Source organism: Shewanella sp. UCD-KL12, from assembly GCF_001957125.1.
In the GTDB taxonomy this organism is placed as follows: domain Bacteria; phylum Pseudomonadota; class Gammaproteobacteria; order Enterobacterales; family Shewanellaceae; genus Shewanella.
The window spans coordinates 67,912-84,518 of sequence record NZ_MPHJ01000007.1 but is presented as its reverse complement, the minus strand read 5'-3'; the positions used below and the strand labels follow the sequence as shown (position 1 = coordinate 84,518).

16 protein-coding genes are annotated in these 16,607 nt (G+C 44.5%); 10 read left to right on the top strand and 6 right to left on the bottom strand.

The window, feature by feature from the left end:
• Nucleotides 1-2: 2 nt before the first annotated feature.
• Complete coding sequence (locus BM736_RS13920) at nucleotides 3-1,385, bottom strand: sigma-54 dependent transcriptional regulator (RefSeq protein WP_076413217.1); 1,383 nt, start codon at nucleotides 1,383-1,385, stop codon at nucleotides 3-5.
• A 272-nt stretch (nucleotides 1,386-1,657) separates the two neighbouring features.
• Here BM736_RS13920 and BM736_RS13915 point away from each other — a divergent pair, with 272 nt between their 5' ends.
• The 8 genes from BM736_RS13915 to mutM all read left to right on the top strand — a co-directional run bounded on the left by BM736_RS13915 (nucleotide 1,658) and on the right by mutM (nucleotide 9,029).
• Nucleotides 1,658-2,470, top strand: a complete 813-nt coding sequence (locus tag BM736_RS13915; RefSeq protein ID WP_076413208.1) for a substrate-binding domain-containing protein — start codon at nucleotides 1,658-1,660, stop codon at nucleotides 2,468-2,470.
• A 94-nt stretch (nucleotides 2,471-2,564) separates the two neighbouring features.
• Nucleotides 2,565-3,272, top strand: coding sequence for an ABC transporter permease (locus tag BM736_RS13910; protein ID WP_076413206.1), 708 nt, complete (start codon nucleotides 2,565-2,567; stop codon nucleotides 3,270-3,272).
• 3 nt (nucleotides 3,273-3,275) lie between these two features.
• The gene (locus BM736_RS13905; protein ID WP_076413204.1) at nucleotides 3,276-3,995 is read left to right on the top strand and encodes an energy-coupling factor ABC transporter ATP-binding protein; all 720 of its coding nucleotides are present in this window, start codon (nucleotides 3,276-3,278) and stop codon (nucleotides 3,993-3,995) included.
• Nucleotides 3,979-4,569 (top strand): molybdenum cofactor guanylyltransferase MobA, encoded by a 591-nt coding sequence (gene mobA / locus BM736_RS13900; RefSeq protein ID WP_076413202.1) that lies wholly within the window; start codon nucleotides 3,979-3,981, stop codon nucleotides 4,567-4,569. Before BM736_RS13905 ends, mobA begins: the two co-directional genes overlap by 17 nt.
• Before the next feature lie 14 nt (nucleotides 4,570-4,583).
• Nucleotides 4,584-6,383 carry a bifunctional molybdopterin-guanine dinucleotide biosynthesis adaptor protein MobB/molybdopterin molybdotransferase MoeA gene (locus BM736_RS13895; RefSeq protein ID WP_076413200.1) on the top strand — a complete coding sequence of 600 codons (1,800 nt, stop codon included), beginning with the start codon at nucleotides 4,584-4,586 and terminating at the stop codon, nucleotides 6,381-6,383.
• 21 nt (nucleotides 6,384-6,404) lie between these two features.
• Entirely contained in the window at nucleotides 6,405-7,391 is a 987-nt protein-coding gene (gene moaA / locus BM736_RS13890) for a GTP 3',8-cyclase MoaA (RefSeq protein ID WP_076413198.1), read from the top strand.
• 320 nt (nucleotides 7,392-7,711) lie between these two features.
• Nucleotides 7,712-8,176, top strand: coding sequence for a hypothetical protein (locus tag BM736_RS13885; RefSeq protein WP_076413196.1), 465 nt, complete (start codon nucleotides 7,712-7,714; stop codon nucleotides 8,174-8,176).
• 37 nt (nucleotides 8,177-8,213) lie between these two features.
• Complete coding sequence (gene mutM / locus BM736_RS13880; RefSeq protein ID WP_076413194.1) at nucleotides 8,214-9,029, top strand: bifunctional DNA-formamidopyrimidine glycosylase/DNA-(apurinic or apyrimidinic site) lyase; 816 nt, start codon at nucleotides 8,214-8,216, stop codon at nucleotides 9,027-9,029.
• A gap of 316 nt (nucleotides 9,030-9,345) precedes the next feature.
• Here mutM and BM736_RS13875 read toward each other — a convergent pair whose 3' ends face one another.
• The 3 genes from BM736_RS13875 to hldE form a co-directional block, all read right to left on the bottom strand.
• Nucleotides 9,346-10,851, bottom strand: a complete 1,506-nt coding sequence (locus BM736_RS13875) for a capsule assembly Wzi family protein (RefSeq protein ID WP_372828700.1) — start codon at nucleotides 10,849-10,851, stop codon at nucleotides 9,346-9,348.
• Nucleotides 10,852-10,857: 6 nt separating this feature from the next.
• The gene (coaD, locus tag BM736_RS13870; RefSeq protein ID WP_076413192.1) at nucleotides 10,858-11,328 is read right to left on the bottom strand and encodes a pantetheine-phosphate adenylyltransferase; all 471 of its coding nucleotides are present in this window, start codon (nucleotides 11,326-11,328) and stop codon (nucleotides 10,858-10,860) included.
• Nucleotides 11,329-11,417: 89 nt separating this feature from the next.
• Nucleotides 11,418-12,848, bottom strand: coding sequence for a bifunctional D-glycero-beta-D-manno-heptose-7-phosphate kinase/D-glycero-beta-D-manno-heptose 1-phosphate adenylyltransferase HldE (gene hldE, locus BM736_RS13865; protein WP_076413190.1), 1,431 nt, complete (start codon nucleotides 12,846-12,848; stop codon nucleotides 11,418-11,420).
• A 220-nt stretch (nucleotides 12,849-13,068) separates the two neighbouring features.
• On the opposite strand from hldE, the gene BM736_RS13860 reads away from it, so the two are divergent.
• Both BM736_RS13860 and rfaD read left to right on the top strand, forming a co-directional pair.
• Nucleotides 13,069-14,082 carry a glycosyltransferase family 9 protein gene (locus BM736_RS13860; RefSeq protein WP_076413188.1) on the top strand — a complete coding sequence of 338 codons (1,014 nt, stop codon included), beginning with the start codon at nucleotides 13,069-13,071 and terminating at the stop codon, nucleotides 14,080-14,082.
• Nucleotides 14,083-14,150: 68 nt separating this feature from the next.
• On the top strand, nucleotides 14,151-15,104 hold the full coding sequence (gene rfaD / locus BM736_RS13855) for an ADP-glyceromanno-heptose 6-epimerase (protein WP_076413186.1): 954 nt from the start codon (nucleotides 14,151-14,153) through the stop codon (nucleotides 15,102-15,104).
• Nucleotides 15,105-15,137: 33 nt separating this feature from the next.
• Here rfaD and BM736_RS13850 read toward each other — a convergent pair whose 3' ends face one another.
• Entirely contained in the window at nucleotides 15,138-15,530 is a 393-nt protein-coding gene (locus BM736_RS13850; protein WP_076413184.1) for an adenylyltransferase/cytidyltransferase family protein, read from the bottom strand.
• Nucleotides 15,527-16,597 (bottom strand): CDP-glycerol glycerophosphotransferase family protein, encoded by a 1,071-nt coding sequence (locus BM736_RS13845; RefSeq protein ID WP_083700183.1) that lies wholly within the window; start codon nucleotides 16,595-16,597, stop codon nucleotides 15,527-15,529. Before BM736_RS13845 ends, BM736_RS13850 begins: the two co-directional genes overlap by 4 nt.
• Nucleotides 16,598-16,607: the final 10 nt, after the last annotated feature.

Sequence of the window (16,607 nt, the reverse complement as noted above, 5' to 3'; positions counted from 1 at the left end):
CTTTAGCCCTCCTCTTCTCTATCTGTGTCAAACCACTCTTTATATTTTCGGTCTAAGGTCTTACGTGAAACACCAAGATCTCTTGCCGCAGCAGACTTATTACCTTGATGAGCATCAACAACTTGCATCACATGGTGCTTCTCAACCTCTTTGAGCCCCCAACTTAATGGATAACCTGATTCATTCACAGATTCGCTCTTAGGTTGCTGCTTCCAATACTCTGCAGGTGGTTTACCTAGGAGTATGCAACGCTCAATCATATTACGTAGCTCACGAATATTACCTGGCCACTCATGCTGCTGTAGTTTGAGCATATCTTCATGACTCCAAACCACCTCTTTCACTCCCAACTCAGAAGCGAGCTGCAGGGTGAAATGATGCGTCAACTCAACCACATCTTCTGGTCGCTCTCGCAGTGGTGGAATAACGATATCGAGCACATTTAAACGGTAATAGAGATCACGCCTAAAGTTCCCCTCTTCAACCTCTTCAGCTAACTTACGGTTGGTTGCAGCTAAAACCCGCACATCAATATTGGTCTCTTTTTCGCTACCCACAGGTCGAATCGTTCTCTGCTCAAGCACTCTAAGTAGCGCAGTTTGCATCTTCAGTGGCATCTCACCAATTTCATCAAGAAATATGGTGCCACCAGAGGCGAAGCTGAATAACCCCTCTCGATTGCCTTTCGCACCAGTAAAAGCACCAGCAGAATGACCAAATAATTCACTCTCTAAAAGCTCTGGCGCTATCGCACCACAGTTAACAGGTACAAATGGCCCTTGCCTTCCACTGAGTAGATGCAGCTGCCGAGCCACTAGCTCTTTACCTGTGCCAGACTCACCTTCGATAAGAATAACGGCATTAGTTGGTGCAACACGCTCTATCACGTGTTTCACCTCTTTCATGGCTTCGCTGCTGCCTATGATGGTCGAAGACTGTCCGATAGAGACTTCACGACGCAACATCAAGTTTTCACGCTTCAACAGGCGACGTTCAATACAGCGATCGACCGCTTTCATCATCTGTTCTAAGTGGAAGGGCTTCATGATGAAATCAGAGGCACCAGCACGCAGCGCTTTAATCGCCACGTCCATATCGGCGTAGCCAGTCATAAAGATAATATCTGATCGACGTTCTTGGTCATCAAGTGCTTCATGCCACTCAATACCTGAACGCCCAGGCAAGCGAATATCGACAATCAGCAGGTCGAAATGACAGCGACTTCTAAGCTGCTCGGCATCTTCTACGCTCGACGCTGTCTCCACTAAAGCAAACTTCTTCGATAGGGCTTTTTTGAGGAAACTACGCATTCCAGGCTCATCATCTACAATAAGCACAGAAACAGCTGATGGAAGTGGTTTAGAATCTTTTTTAGTTTGGCTCATATTGTCTGCTTTAGGACATTTTGACTCATTTAATGATTATTCTATCACCAAGTTCAAGAAAATAGGTCACTGTGAACCAAAGAATGCGATGTTTGGGACAATATGTCTGTATGGTAACTTTTATTTTTGCGATCTTGCTCTCATTTCGTGCTGCAGTGTGAGACCCGTGTAACCATAAATAACTTGGCATTGTACTTGCTAAATACAAGGCAAATTGTTGGATGACCTCATATGGCAATGGGTCCTCTTATTAGATTAGCCAAGGAGCAAGAATGTTAAACCTTAAATCACTCTTCAGTATTGCATTAGCCGCTACGTTAGTTACAGGCATGCCTGCACAAGCTGAAGAGATCATTAAACTCGCCACTACAACGAGTACAGAAAACTCTGGCCTGCTTAAAAACCTACTACCAAAATTCGAAGCAGAATCTGGCTATAAAGTTCAGGTTATTGCTACAGGTACAGGTAAAGCTCTTAAGTTAGCACGCCAAGGCGACGTTGATGTCATCATGACTCACGCCCCTGCCGCTGAAGCAAAATTTGTTGATGAAGGCTTCGGACTTCTTCCACGCGGCATCATGGAGAACGATTTTGTGATCTTGGGCCCTAAAAATGACCCTGCAAAAATCCGTAGCAGTAAGACAGTTGAAGAAGCTTTTGCTAAAATAGCTAAATCAGGTGAAACCTTTGTATCTCGTGGAGATAACTCAGGGACTAACATGAAAGAGCTGATCATCTGGAAAGATGCCGATGTTGATCCCTCTTTCGCTACCTATAAGTCAGTAGGTCAAGGTATGGGTAAAACCCTGCTAATGGCTAACGAACTTCAAGGTTATACGCTTTCTGATCGTGGAACGTTTGTTGCGTATAAAGCAAAACTAGATATGGCGATTGATTTTGATGGCGGTGCAGCACTAGCTAACCCTTACCAAATCATGCTTATTAACCCTGCAAAATACCCTGACCTAAACCACAAAGGTGCAAGAGCCCTAAGTGATTGGCTGATCGGTGCTGAAGCACAAAGCATGATCAACAGCTACAAGGTTCAAGGTGAGCAACTATTTAAGGCAACTTATAGCGAATGACTCTAAGTTTCTGGTTAAGCAGCTTTTTAAAGCGCTCTACAGCGAACACATTTAAAGGTCTGAATATGCCGTTTTATAAATCGGACTATCACACATGAATGAAGGCTGGTTAGCCCTTTTACAGCAGGCCTTTGGCCTGCTGTTTTCATTGGACCCAGAAGTTTGGTCCATTGTTTCTGTCTCTTTTTCTGTATCTTTTGCAGCGCTAGCGATCACCTTGCTGCCCTCTATGATACTGGGGTTTGTGCTGGCATTTGGCCGCTTTCCAGGCCGCTGGATAATCACAAACCTCATTCAAACACTGCAATCGATACCTACAGTTGTTATCGGATTACTGGTTTACCTTATGCTTACCCGCATGGGTCCTCTTGGGGATCTTAAGTGGTTGTTCACCCAAAAAGGCATGATATTAGGTCAGATGCTGATCTGTGCGCCAGTGCTTGTAGCTATGAGTCAGGCAGCTTTCACCAGTGTAGACCGCAGAGCTTGGGAGACCTCCCGCACCTTAGGTGCTTCTTGGTTAAAAGCGATTTGGACTGTATGTAGAGAGCTTAAAGTGCCACTACTTATGGCTATTGTTGCCGGATTCAGCCGAATCTTAACCGAAGTCGGTTGCTCTATGATGGTCGGTGGTAATATTGCCGATGTAACCCGAAATATTCCAACAGCGATAGCACTCGAAACCAGTAAAGGCGACTTTGCCCAAGCTATCGCTTTAGGTTTAGTTCTGCTTATCCTATCTCTGGTACTCAACTTTACTTTGGGCAGCCTTAGAGGCAAAGCCGAACCGAGGAGCCATTAATTTATGGTTAAGTTGGTTGCACAAGATCTTAAGATGTACTTTGGTGATAGACACCTTTTTAGTGTCAACAGACTAGAGTTAGCTCAAGGGCTGACTATTCACCTGCAGGGAGATAACGGTTGCGGTAAAACAACCCTGATGAAACTTCTTGCAGGCCTTATAAAGCCTACCCAGGGAGAGATTTCCGCTAAAGGGTTTGCCCCATTACCTTGGTGGCGTTCCAATCCACTCCTAGGTAAAGCGGTTTACCTCCATCAGCACCCGTATCTATTCGACGGTAGTGTCGAGTACAACCTAAGTTACCCTCACGCATTTTGCAAAATGAGCAAGGCTGAACTTAAAAAACGCACAGATCAAGCAATAGAGATGGCAGCCTTAACTCACCTTAGAACGCAAGCTGCTTCTAGTTTATCCGGCGGCGAGAGACAAAGACTCGCTATTGCTCGCGCATGGATAATGCAACCTAAGCTACTGATGCTAGATGAACCAACGTCGAACATGGATCAATATTCACAAGATCTGGTATACACTATGATCGCCGACCTACAGCAACTTGGTACAGGCATGTTAATCAGTAGCCACCAATCTTGCTCACTCACCCGGTTATGTGACCAAACATGGGAAATTAATGCACAAGCTGTTGTATCATCGGTTCAGCTAAAACCTACACCTAGCAATACAGTAATTAACATACAGGATTCCGAATATGTCACTGCAAATTAATGCCGTCATCCTCGCAGGGGGAATGGCGCGACGTATGGGTGGAAATGATAAAGGCTTGGTCGATCTAAATGGTCAGCCTATGATAAAACATGCAATTGATCGGGTAAAACCTCAAGTTAAGGAGATCCTGATCAACGCAAACCGTAATCAGAACCTTTATGCTGAGTTCGGTTATCCAGTGGTCAGTGATGAAGACTCTGGTTACCTAGGCCCATTAGCCGGAATGATAACCGCTATGGCGCAGACAGATGCAGACTACCTGTTAGTGGTTCCTTGCGATTGCCCACTGTTACCGACCGACCTTGTATCACGTATGCTTTCACAGATTGAAAGTAATGATGCCGAGCTTGCGGTAGCCAGTGATGGAAAAAGAGAGCAACCTGTCGTGATGTTGCTCAAACCGTCTCTAAGAGATTCAATGAAAGCATTCTTAGATGCCGGCGAAAGAAAAATAGACTTTTGGTACGCAAAACATAACTGTGTTGTCACTGATTTTTCAGATCAACCCAATGCCTTTGTTAACGTGAACACGCCAGAACAAAAACAACAACTTGCTGAGGCAATTGCCAAATAAAATTTGAGGTTTAAATGAGCATTCCTTTTACCAATCCGCTGTCTATTCCAGTACTCGGATTTTGTGCCTATAGTGGCACAGGAAAAACCACCCTACTCAAGAAATTGATCCCAGAACTAAATCGTCGCGGGATAAGGCTAGCGGTTATTAAACACGCTCACCATGATTTCGATGTGGATATTCCAGGTAAAGACAGCTACGAGATGCGTAAAGCGGGTGCTCGCCAGATGTTAGTTGCCTCTCACGTACGCTGGGCCTTAATGACTGAAGATGAAGTCGAAGATGCGCCTAAGCTACCACACCTCTTACAACAAATTGAGCAAGACAAAGTTGATATCGTATTGGTCGAGGGCTTTAAGAAGCTAGAGCTGCCTAAAATAGAACTCCACCGCGCCGCTCACGGTAAGCCATTTATCCATACTCAAGATGACAATATTCAAGCCATCGCCTGCTGTGAAGATACGCAACTCCCTAGTGACTTACGTCGTTTGGATATTAATAATGTTGGCCAGATTGCAGACTTTGTTATTGAGTATGCAGAGCAATATCAACACTGCCCAACCAGCCTGCCGTTAGCGCCATCTTGTGGTTGTGAACTTGATACCAGCAAGACACTATCTGTACGCCAAGGGATAGATAAGATCCTCACCTATGTGAACCCGGTTTCAGAGAGTGAACTGGTTGCATTAGATGAGCTCAATGGCAGAGTACTAGCCCAAGATGCTATCTCTCCAATTGATGTCCCTCAGCAAACCAACTCGGCGATGGATGGCTACGCATTCAAATACTCGCAGCCAATGCTTCCAGAGTACAAGATCGTTGCCGATATTATGGCTGGGCATCAATATGACGGGATACTACAAGATAACGAAGCCGTTCGTATCATGACAGGCGCTACGGTTCCAGCAGGCGCTGACACCGTACAGATGAAAGAACTGGCCACAGATACAGGCGACACAGTCAGCTTTGAGGGAGAGATAACCTTAGCTCAGCATGTTCGCCTTGCAGGAGAAGATATTCCTCAGGGAAGTTCAGCACTTACTGCAAATAAACGTCTACAGGCACCCGAGCAGGGCCTATTAGCCTCTTTAGGCTTTGGTGAACTCCCAGTTTATAGACGACCAAGAGTGGCAGTATTTTCCACTGGTGATGAAGTTTGTCAGCCTGGCGAACCTTTAAAAGCAAACTGCATTTTTGACTCTAACCGCTTTACTATCAAGGCCATGCTAAAGCAGCTTGGTTGCGAAGTGATTGATCTTGGCATCATCCATGATTCACAAGCAGCGCTTGAGGAGACCTTGAAGCAAGCAGCAGTCGATGCCGATGTAGTGATCAGCTCAGGGGGGGTCTCTGTCGGTGATGCTGACTTTATTAAGCTTGCTTTAGAAGAGGTCGGTCAAATTAACTTCTGGCGTATCAATATGCGTCCAGGTCGACCACTCGCTTTTGGACAAATTGGTGACAGCCTCTTCTTTGGCCTACCAGGCAATCCTGTAGCTGTCATGGTCTCATTTATGCAGTTCGTCCAGCCAGCACTTCGTAAACTAGCCGGTGAAAGCGAATGGCAAGCAAGCATGATCCCAGCAGTGGCAGATTGCCATCTACGTAGCCGTACTGGCCGCACCGAATTTACCCGTGGCATCTATCATTTAGCGAGCGACGGTAAGCTTCACGTATCAACAACAGGCGCACAAGGCTCAGGGATGTTGAGCTCTATGGTAAAAGGTAACTGTTTAATCGTTGTAGGTGAAAAAGACGATCAGTTAAACCCTGGTGACACCGTTTATATTCAACCTTTTGCCGACCTTCTGTAGGCTCAATTGTAGGTATGTAGTATGAGTTTGATCGTCGACACCTTTGGCCGACAGGTAGAGTATTTACGCCTTTCAGTCACCGACAGATGTGATTTTCGTTGCGTCTACTGTATGAGTGAAGATCCCTGTTTTCTTGAGAGAGAGCAGGTGCTAAGCCTTGAAGAGCTAGCTTGGGTTGGCCAAGCGTTTACCGAACTTGGTGTAAAAAAAATCCGCTTAACGGGTGGTGAGCCACTAGTACGTACTGACTGTGATAAGTTGGTAAAACAGTTGGGCGCCTTGCCTGGTTTGTCTGAGTTATCCATGACAACCAATGGATCTAGACTCACTAAGTTTGCTAACAAGATGCGTGACTCAGGCTTAAGCCGACTCAACATCAGTTTAGATACGCTAAAGCCCGATCTTTTTACCGAACTTACACGTAACGGCAAAGTTGAGCGAGTGATCGCCGGCATTGATGCAGCTAAAGCCGCCGGCTTTAAACGCATTAAGATCAATGCCGTAATATTACGTGGGCAAAATGATGATGAGGTTCTTGACCTCATTGAGTTTTGCCGTGACCGCGAACTCGATATTGCCTTCATCGAAGAGATGCCTATCGGGGTTATCGATGAACGTAAAGAAAGCAGGCACTGCAGCAGTGAAGAGGTCAAAGCCATTATCTCTGAGCGTTATAAGCTTATGCTTTCCAACAAACGCACAGGTGGACCTGCACGCTATTACACTATGCCAGGTAGTCCAATCCATGTAGGCTTCATCTCCCCACATAGCAACAACTTTTGCCATGAATGTAATCGGGTTCGTGTTACCGTCGAAGGCAGATTATTACTCTGTCTAGGCAATGAACACTCGGTCGATCTAAAAGCGATAGTGCGAGAATACCCTGGTGATATTCAACGACTAAAAACTGCGATTTTAGAAGCCATTAAACGTAAACCTAAAGAGCATGTTTTTGGCGATCAGGGCGATGTACAGATCTTACGCTTTATGAATGCCACGGGCGGTTAGTAATATACAATGGCCAAACAAATGTTTATCTCTATGTTTGGCCACTCAACCGGTTTCAGCTAGCAATAATAGCAAATGGTATACGACAGGATTGACTGCTAATACCGGTCAGAATAAAGATGTGATCGCTCAGCGCTAAAACTCGCCTTTCAGGCGTGTTTTTGGCCGCCTACTTCTTCGTTGATTAGCTTCACAAGGCAATAACTATTCCATCAACTATTCGCCTTGAATTAGTTGCCAAAAAAACACTCTGAGTAGCTCACTTTCTTATGCTGATTGGTATAGTATCTATACTCTCCATTCTAATCTGAAGCAACAACATGGCATTATCACGGAAAAAGTGGAACAACATCATCATAATCGCAACGATTATGATGATATCGATCTTGACGCTTTTAGATAACAAAACCTCTCAGCTCCCTGATGATGCCGCACCGCTGTTCGATGACAACTCCCCTTTAAGCCAGTTACAACTTGATGACCTCTGGCTCAATCAAGGAAACACCAACTGGCAGTGTCATCCCAGCATTCTCAACTGCCAAACCTGGGCTGAAGCTTGGAGCCATATTCACTTATCGCCGTTAAGCCAGCAATTAGACGTTGAAGATAAAGGATTAGCACAAAAAGTGGTTATCTTGATCTCAGGTAAAACTGAGCCTCAGTTATGGTACTTCTTTGCTCAACCAGGGTTATTGCAATCACCAGCCAATAACTGGTATCAGATCCCACCGAGTCAGCGAGAAGCACTAACCCCCATCATCAAAGCTGAAGCGATAGAACAATAATTAAGCTTGCTGTACACAATATCACTAGAGAACTTATATGCCTGAATTACCAGAAGTTGAAGTCACCCGCCAAGGGATTACACCTCACCTTGTTGAGCAGCAAGTCACAGGACTCACCGTTCGTAATGCTAGCTTACGCTGGCCGGTACCCGATATTGCCCAGCAGATTGTCGGGCAAGAGATACGTAATGTACGTCGCCGAGCCAAATACCTGCTAATCGATACTGACGCCGGGACCACTATTGTGCATTTAGGCATGTCAGGCAGCCTACGTATCGTGCCTAAGTCCACCCCAGTAGAAAAACATGATCATATCGACCTTGAACTCGCTAGCGGTAAGGTACTGAGATATAACGACCCTAGACGATTCGGTGCTTGGCTTTGGTGTGAGCTCCCAGAAGAAGCTCATCCATTATTATCAAAGCTGGGCCCAGAGCCGTTAAAGGGAGCGTTTAATCCTGACTATCTACTGGAGTCACTTAAGGGCAAGAAGAAAGCGATAAAGTTATGTTTAATGGATAACCACATTGTCGTCGGCGTAGGGAACATCTATGCGAATGAGGCACTTTTCGCCGCAGGGATCCACCCTCAAGCTGAGGCAGGAAAAATAGATGTTGAGCGATTGACTATCTTAGTAACTGAAGTAAAACAGATATTGGCCAACGCGATTAAACAAGGGGGAACAACCCTCAAAGACTTTACCAACGCTGATGGCAAACCGGGCTACTTTGCCCAAAAGCTACATGTATATGGCCGTGGGGGTGAAACCTGTACCGCATGTGGCAACTTGCTCAGCGAGATAAAGCTAGGGCAGAGAGCAACGGTTTTTTGTGGGCTATGTCAGGCGAGATAAAACGATTAGGCCCTATCATCTAGGGCCTAATTTCAATCAGTATAATACTTATACCAGTTCCATTAAACATGTGATCAATTCAGAGCTTTCTCAGGGCTTTCAATTCAAGACGCATCGTTGAAGAAATGGCTATTCCCTTTTGAGGCGATGCAACGCAGGAGTGGAAGTCCTGAGACGCTCACGAAGTGCGGGTTTAAAATCCCTTTATGCTGCGCATGTGGCTTTCAAAATAGAACAACTATTAGCTTCAAACCACTTACTTGCCTACAGCGATTTTAACTCCCGCTGAATGGTCAACTCTTTAATGGAAATGGTATTAGAAACGGTACTCATAAGTACCAAATAGACTCGCATCAGACTCACTCTCTTGAGTGTCAAATTCCGAACGAGAAACAGTACCGCCGACACTCATCATTCCCTGCCAAATAGGCAATCGATAACTCAACTCAAGCATCAATAGGTCCTCTTTTGGCGTCTGGGGCGCCCAGCCATGCGACGGACTAGAGCCATCATTATTAAGCTGTGCATACCTGAGTATCGAGGTAATACCTTTACTATCTTCAAACTGACCAATTAGCCCTAAAGCATAAACGATGGCATCACTTTCGTAAGTGCTACCGTAGGTTTTACCGTAGTAACGCGAACCAGACTTATAGGTTGAATGCTCGTACATACAGTTGAAGACATTAGGGTCTTCGCCACAATCAACCTTAGTATCTGAATACTCGAAAAACAGTTTGTATTGTGATGTATCAAAAGCGAACCTGGTATCTGCACCAATGAGGTGTGCACAGTCAACGATATCCCAAGGTGCGGATCCTTTGGCATCTTCACATGTGCGTTCGTAATAAACACCTACAGGCACATTAAACCAAGTATCACTATATCGAATGTCGTAACCAGCCATCTGATTACCGTAGTTAGTACAGCCGGCCTCTCCAGCCTCACGACAATCTCTTTGGCCCGTTATCGACTTAAAGGCACTCTCTAATGTGCACTCCTCACCTTCACCACAAAATTGGGTAGACCATGAAAAACCAATCTCTAACTGCTGAAATGGTCGAATGGAGCTACGAAAGTTCCACAACAGAGGCTTAGAAACCGCCCTTTCCTCTTCCAATTGACTAATGCCAGCGGTAAGTGTCCAAGGGCCTAACCAAGAAAGCCAAGGCGTTTCAAAACCGGCGGCATTATTGCGGCTCACCATCACTGATGGCAATGGACGCGCATTATTCGATCTATGTAGTGACGAATCAAAACCTGGGCCCCACCATTGCTCTATTGCACCTGCGGTAAAGATCCAGTTACCCCAAATCATTGCCATATAAGAGCCATCAAGGCGAAAGTCTTCTTCGTCGGTGGCATCATAATGCGCAGATGCAGCAACTTTGAAGGCGAATCTATCTCCCATATATTCATGAGAAACCTGTAGATCACCTTGCTCCCGGTAATCGGAACCAAAATGCTGGAAACGAGCTGCATCGGTTGCAGCAGCAGCCTTAATACTGGTGTTACCACGATTTTCTACCGCATTTCGGTAATAGTAGTTTACTCGAGAAAATGCCTTGGCTAAGTCTGGTGTTAATCTAGATGGCTCAGCCTTACCTAAGTCGGCGCCAATGCCAGCCCACATCAAGGGATAAGTATTAACAGGTACAGTAATAACACCCGCATCTGCTAACGCCTGTATGTCTGCACGAAGGTATACGTCAGACACATCTACCCAGGGCGCTGAGACCGCTGAAAACGACGCTAATAGGGTGAATAAGAAACAAATTCTTACGCCGATAGATTTTTTCATGCTCTTAGTAACTAGTTTCATTTAACTTTACTTATTTAATGCCTTAGCAACGGCACAATGAACAAATTGACTGACATCTCCACCATGATAGGCAACTTCTTTAACCAGTGTGGATGAGATAAAAGAGTTTTCTTCTGCAGGGGTGAGAAATACGCTTTCTAGATCTGGGCTCAAACGGCGATTCATATTCGCTAGCTGAAATTCATACTCAAAATCAGATACCGCTCTTAAACCACGCACAAGAACACTCGCTTGCTGCTCCTTAGCAAAATCCACGAGTAAGCCACTGAAGCCTACCACTTCAACATTATTTAAATGTGAAGTAACCTCTTTTACGAGCTCTACACGCTGCTCTAAAGTAAACCTCGGTTGCTTGGAGGGGTTAGCGGCTATGGCAATAACGACATGCTTAAAAAGCTTTGCAGCACGCTCTATCAAATCAGTATGACCATTTGTTACTGGATCAAAAGTACCTGGGTATATCGCTCGAGTATGCATGGGTTAACGTCCAAAACTAAATTAAAAATAGGCTCTAAGTCCAAGAGTGATTGCAAAGGTGCTAGACCTTGCAGACTAGCACCTATAAATTACTGCTTTGACATTATGTTCTCAATGATTTTTGTGGTGGAGATACCATCTTCAAAACAGAGAACCTTTACCACGCCTCCAGCTTTAATAACCTCCTCGCCACCAGCGATCTCCTCAATCTTATAGTCGCCACCTTTAACTAACATATTTGGTAGTAAGCGAGAAATAATGCGCTGAGGAGTATCCTCACTAAATGGTACTACCCAATCTACTGAGGCGAGTCCGGCTAATACTGCCATACGTCTATCTAGCTGATTAACAGGCCTACCGTCACCTTTTAAACGCTTAACTGAATCATCATCATTAACAGCAACAATCAACCTATCACCATGGGATCTGGCTTCCTGCAGGTAGCTCACATGACCGGCATGCAAAATATCGAAACAACCATTGGTCATCACCACTCGCTCACCGCGTAACTTGGCCTGCTCAAGTGCATAAGCCAATTGATCTTCGGTTACTGCACCAAAACCCATCTCTCCATGATTTTGAGATAAGGCTTCTATCAGCTCAATTCGGCTAACGGTTGAAGTACCTAGTTTTGCTACTACTATGCCAGCAGCGATATTAGCAATAGCACAGGCCTCGGCAAGGCTACTGCCTGCTGACAATGAAGAAGCTAATGCAGAGATAACAGTATCGCCGGCACCAGTTACATCATGAACCTCGCGGGCAACGGTAGGGATATGTAGCTCATCGGCATCAGCGGTGATCAGTGTCATCCCCTTTTCAGAGCGGGTAACGAGCAGAGCTTCAAGCTCAAACTCTTTCAATACTTTGTGCGCTTTTTCAACCAGATCAGCCTCACTAGTGACTTCACCAACAACCAGTTCAAACTCACTCATATTAGGTGTTAACAGCGTCGCGCCACGGTAACGTGAAAAGTCGCTTCCTTTAGGATCGACTAATACTTTCACCCCTTGAGCTCTAGCCTGCCTAATAAAAGGCAGAGGATCAGCTAACGCCCCTTTGGCGTAATCTGAAAGAATCACCACATCGACCGTAGGAAGTTCCTCCACCACACTATTGAGTAGCGATTGACTCTCTTCGACGGGGTATTTTTCTTCAAAATCCAGGCGAATTAATTGCTGCTGGCGAGACATCACTCTAAGTTTAGTGATAGTCGGCTTATTGCTAACTGTGTGCCATTTAGGCTCAACGCCTAAAGCCTGCACTCCTGCCGTTAATGCTTCAGCAGCTTCATCTTGACCAACTATGCCTGCCAAAGAGACTTTTCCGCCAAGAGTCGCAATATTGAGTGCCACGTTAGCAGCTCCACCAGGGCGGTCTTCGCTCTGGCTGATCCGCACAACAGGAACCGGGGCCTCAGGAGAGATGCGTCCAGTAGGTCCTGTCCAGTAACGATCTAACATCACATCACCGACGACAAGGACTTTGGCTTTTTCAAACGCTGGCAGAGAAACCTTCATAACACTCTTATCTATTACAAAAAATGAGACCTGATTGTACCTAATTTTATTTGCTTCTGTTACCTTTGCCGCTTATTTATACTGACAGCATCTATTTAATCTTTGAAAACTGTTATCATCAAAGGTAAATTTTTATCGTTTTCAGATTAAGTATTCTTTGAGGATGTAGATAGCCACTACACCTCGTTCATACTTATCAATACTGGGTAATTGCTTTCATATGATCAAACGCATTTTAGTCATCCGACATGACAAGATTGGTGACTTTGTCCTTTATTGGCCAGCACTTTCTCTGCTAAAGGCCGCATTACCCCAAGCTAGTATCGAAGTGTTCGTCGCCCCCGTATTAAAAGAGTTTGCCGAAGCTTGCCCTTACATTGACCGCGTAATTGTTGATAGCGGTGACGATGTTGCAATAAGTGCAGAGTTTGCATCGCGTCAGTATGATGCTGTCATCGTCTCTTTGTCTCAATTCCGTATTTATAAGATGATCCGCCATTTGGATATCCCCTATAAATTAGCGCCGAAACATAACTGGTATCAATACCTCTATAAGCACAGAGCCGATGCCCAGTATAAAAAAGGGGAAGCCTGCTGGCGCGGTGGCTGTATGTTAGTTGAACATTTTCTCACTCAGCATGGTTATCCTATCCCTGAACTACCTCAACAGTATTGGGATATGAGCGCAGAACGTGAAAAGTGGCAAGAGTATTATGGCCGTACAGGAGATGAAAAGTTAATTTTTGCCCATGCTGGGACTGGTGGTTCATCGGGAATTTTGGCTCCTGCAGATTTTGCAAATCTCTTAACTCAAGTGAATAATAACACCCAAGCTAACTGCAAATTTGTTTTAACCTATAATGGCAGTGAAGAGGTGTTAGCTCAGGAAATTTTTAATATCCTAACTGCAGCATCTATCAAGGTAGAGATGGCAAAACCTCTCAATAGCCTTGCTGACTTTGCTAAGTCAATTGTAGCTGCCGATATGTTTATGGCGGGTTCCACAGGACCACTGCATATTGCTGGTTTACACAATGTGCCCACCGTTGGGTTTTATGCTGGTAGACGCTCTGCACCTAAGGTTCGCTGGCAAACCCTAACACAGAGCCATAAGCGCTTAGCTTATACTCCGCCAATTGGTAAGAAAACAGGCCGTAATATGGCACTCATTGATTTCAAAGCTGCAGCTACTGATATTGCAGATTTTTTAAATACTTATGACTCTAAGCAGTAATAAGTAACACATTATCGATTATCGCGACGTGAGATCCACTCAAGTCGCCTGAAAATTGGAAGATAGATATGATTATAGTCACAGGTGCTGCAGGCTTTATTGGTAGTAACTTAGTCAAAGCTCTCAACGATATGGGTCGTACCGATATTATTGCGGTTGATGATCTAACCGATGGCACACAGATGTTTAATTTAGCCGACTGTGAAATAGCCGATTATCTGGATAAGGACGATTTCCTTGCCAAGATAAAAGCCGGTGATTTCGATGGTCAACTTGAAGTTATCTTCCATGAAGGCGCTTGCTCATCAACCACTGAGTGGGATGGTAAGTTCATGATGGAAAACAATTATGAATACTCGAAGAGCTTACTGCATTTCTGCCAGGTAAATAACTGTCAGTTTATTTATGCTTCTTCAGCCTCAGTGTATGGCGGTAGTGAAAAGTTTGTTGAACAACGTGAATTTGAGAAGCCGCTGAATGTTTACGCATACTCCAAATTCCTATTTGACCAATATGTCAGACAGCAAAAGTTAACCACTCAAGTTGCAGGCTTACGCTACTTCAATGTTTATGGTCCTCGTGAGCAGCACAAGGGTGGCATGGCCAGCGTAGCTTTCCATTTCAACAATCAAATCAAATCTACAGCAATCTGTAGGTTGTTTGAAGGTGTTGACGGTTATGACGATGGACAACAATTACGAGATTTTGTTTATGTTGAAGACGTCGTTAAGGTGAACTTGTGGTTATGGCAAAACCCTGAGGTCTCAGGCGTGTATAACTGTGGTACAGGCGAAGCGCAAAGCTTTAATGATGTCGCAAACGCCGTCATTAACTACCACGGTAAAGGGGAGATTGAGTACATTCCTTTCCCTGATAAGCTAAAAGGCGCTTACCAAAGCTATACGCAAGCCGACCTGACTCAGTTACGTAAAGCGGGCTATAAAGAAGCTTTCAAGACGGTTGAACAAGCGGTACCTGAGTATATGGACTGGCTAAAGTCGCAACACTTTATCGGTCAGTAATCGAGTAAATAGAGCACCAAGTATGTTGGTGCTCTATTTTATTTCTCTGACAACTTCAATTAATTGAGTCGTTGAAATGGCAGGCGTACGGGGCAGGTAAACCACATCACATAATGGCTTTAGCTCATCAAACTTTCCTAGCCAGTCATCGCCCATCACTAAGCAATCCGCTTGATGAGATTTAATATATTCCGCTTTTAGCTCAAGAGACTCTTCAAGAAAAACCTCATCGACACTCGATAGCGCTTGTACAATTCTCATTCTGTCAGCTTCATTACAGATAGGAAATCGCTGTTTCTTAGAAAAATTCAGCGCATCCGATGAAACGCCTACAGTGAGATGAGCGCCAAGTTCCCGAGCCCTCTCTATGATATTAAGGTGGCCAATATGGAACATATCAAAGGTGCCAAATGTAATGATTCTCATGAAACCTCATCAGATAAAAGGGTATCGACAATGCGTTGACTACATAAGCCATCGATCTTGCCTGCAAGCTCATAGGTGTATTGAGCACGTTGGGCTGCAAACGACTCAGGATTAGCGATCTGTTGGTCTACCACAGATTTTAGCTCTTTATAGGACTCAGCATGAGCCGCAACACCCGCATATTTATACAGGTCTTCATCCATACGTTTATTAAAGCGAAATTTGAAAATACCGCGATAGCTCCAACGTAGGTGATAAAAGTCACACCAAACTACTGGTTTGTCGAGCGCTGCAAATTCGAAAAGAGCAGAAGAAGCATCACTGATCAATAGATCTGCAGATGCCATAAAGGGCAGCAAATTCGCTTGTTCAATAGGAGCAAGATAAGCATTATCAAATTGAGCCCAATGCTCTAACAACTGCTTTTGTTTTTTATAATTGGATTTACTCAGCGAGAAGTAATGTGGTTTGAGTAAAATATTATACTCAGCAAACTGTAGAGGCCAATCGCGGGCCATTTTTTCAATACTGCTTGGATAAAATGTCGGTGCGTATAATAAAGTTGGTTTATTAGGATCAAGCCCGAGTTCTTGCAAGTCTAAACCTTGCTCTTTACCTTGGATTATAGGGTCTAATTTGGCATAACCAGTATCGATAAACTGCTTACTAGGAAACATCTCTTGTAAGCGATTTAAACGATATTCGCCTTCAACAAAACGCACATCAATATCTGACTCAGATACCGTGTAATAACAGGATTTAGGCCCAATACCATGCTGCATCAAAGCCGTCCTGCTTACCCCTTTAAGCTTAGATGCGTTATCGAATGTATTACCAAAAATAACCCAGCTAGGTTTATGCTCAAGATAATAAGCTAAGGCCTGCTCAACATTATCTACCCATGTCACTGGCAAGTTATGCTGCTTCACGAGTGCATCTAATGCAACTTGCTGATCTTCACTGCGATAAACAATAAAGTGCACCGATTCACCACGAGCAATTAACTCGTCCATCACTGGCAAATATTGCGGTAGATAATAGGGATGCAGCATGTCAAAGCAAATCAAAATAGGCCTT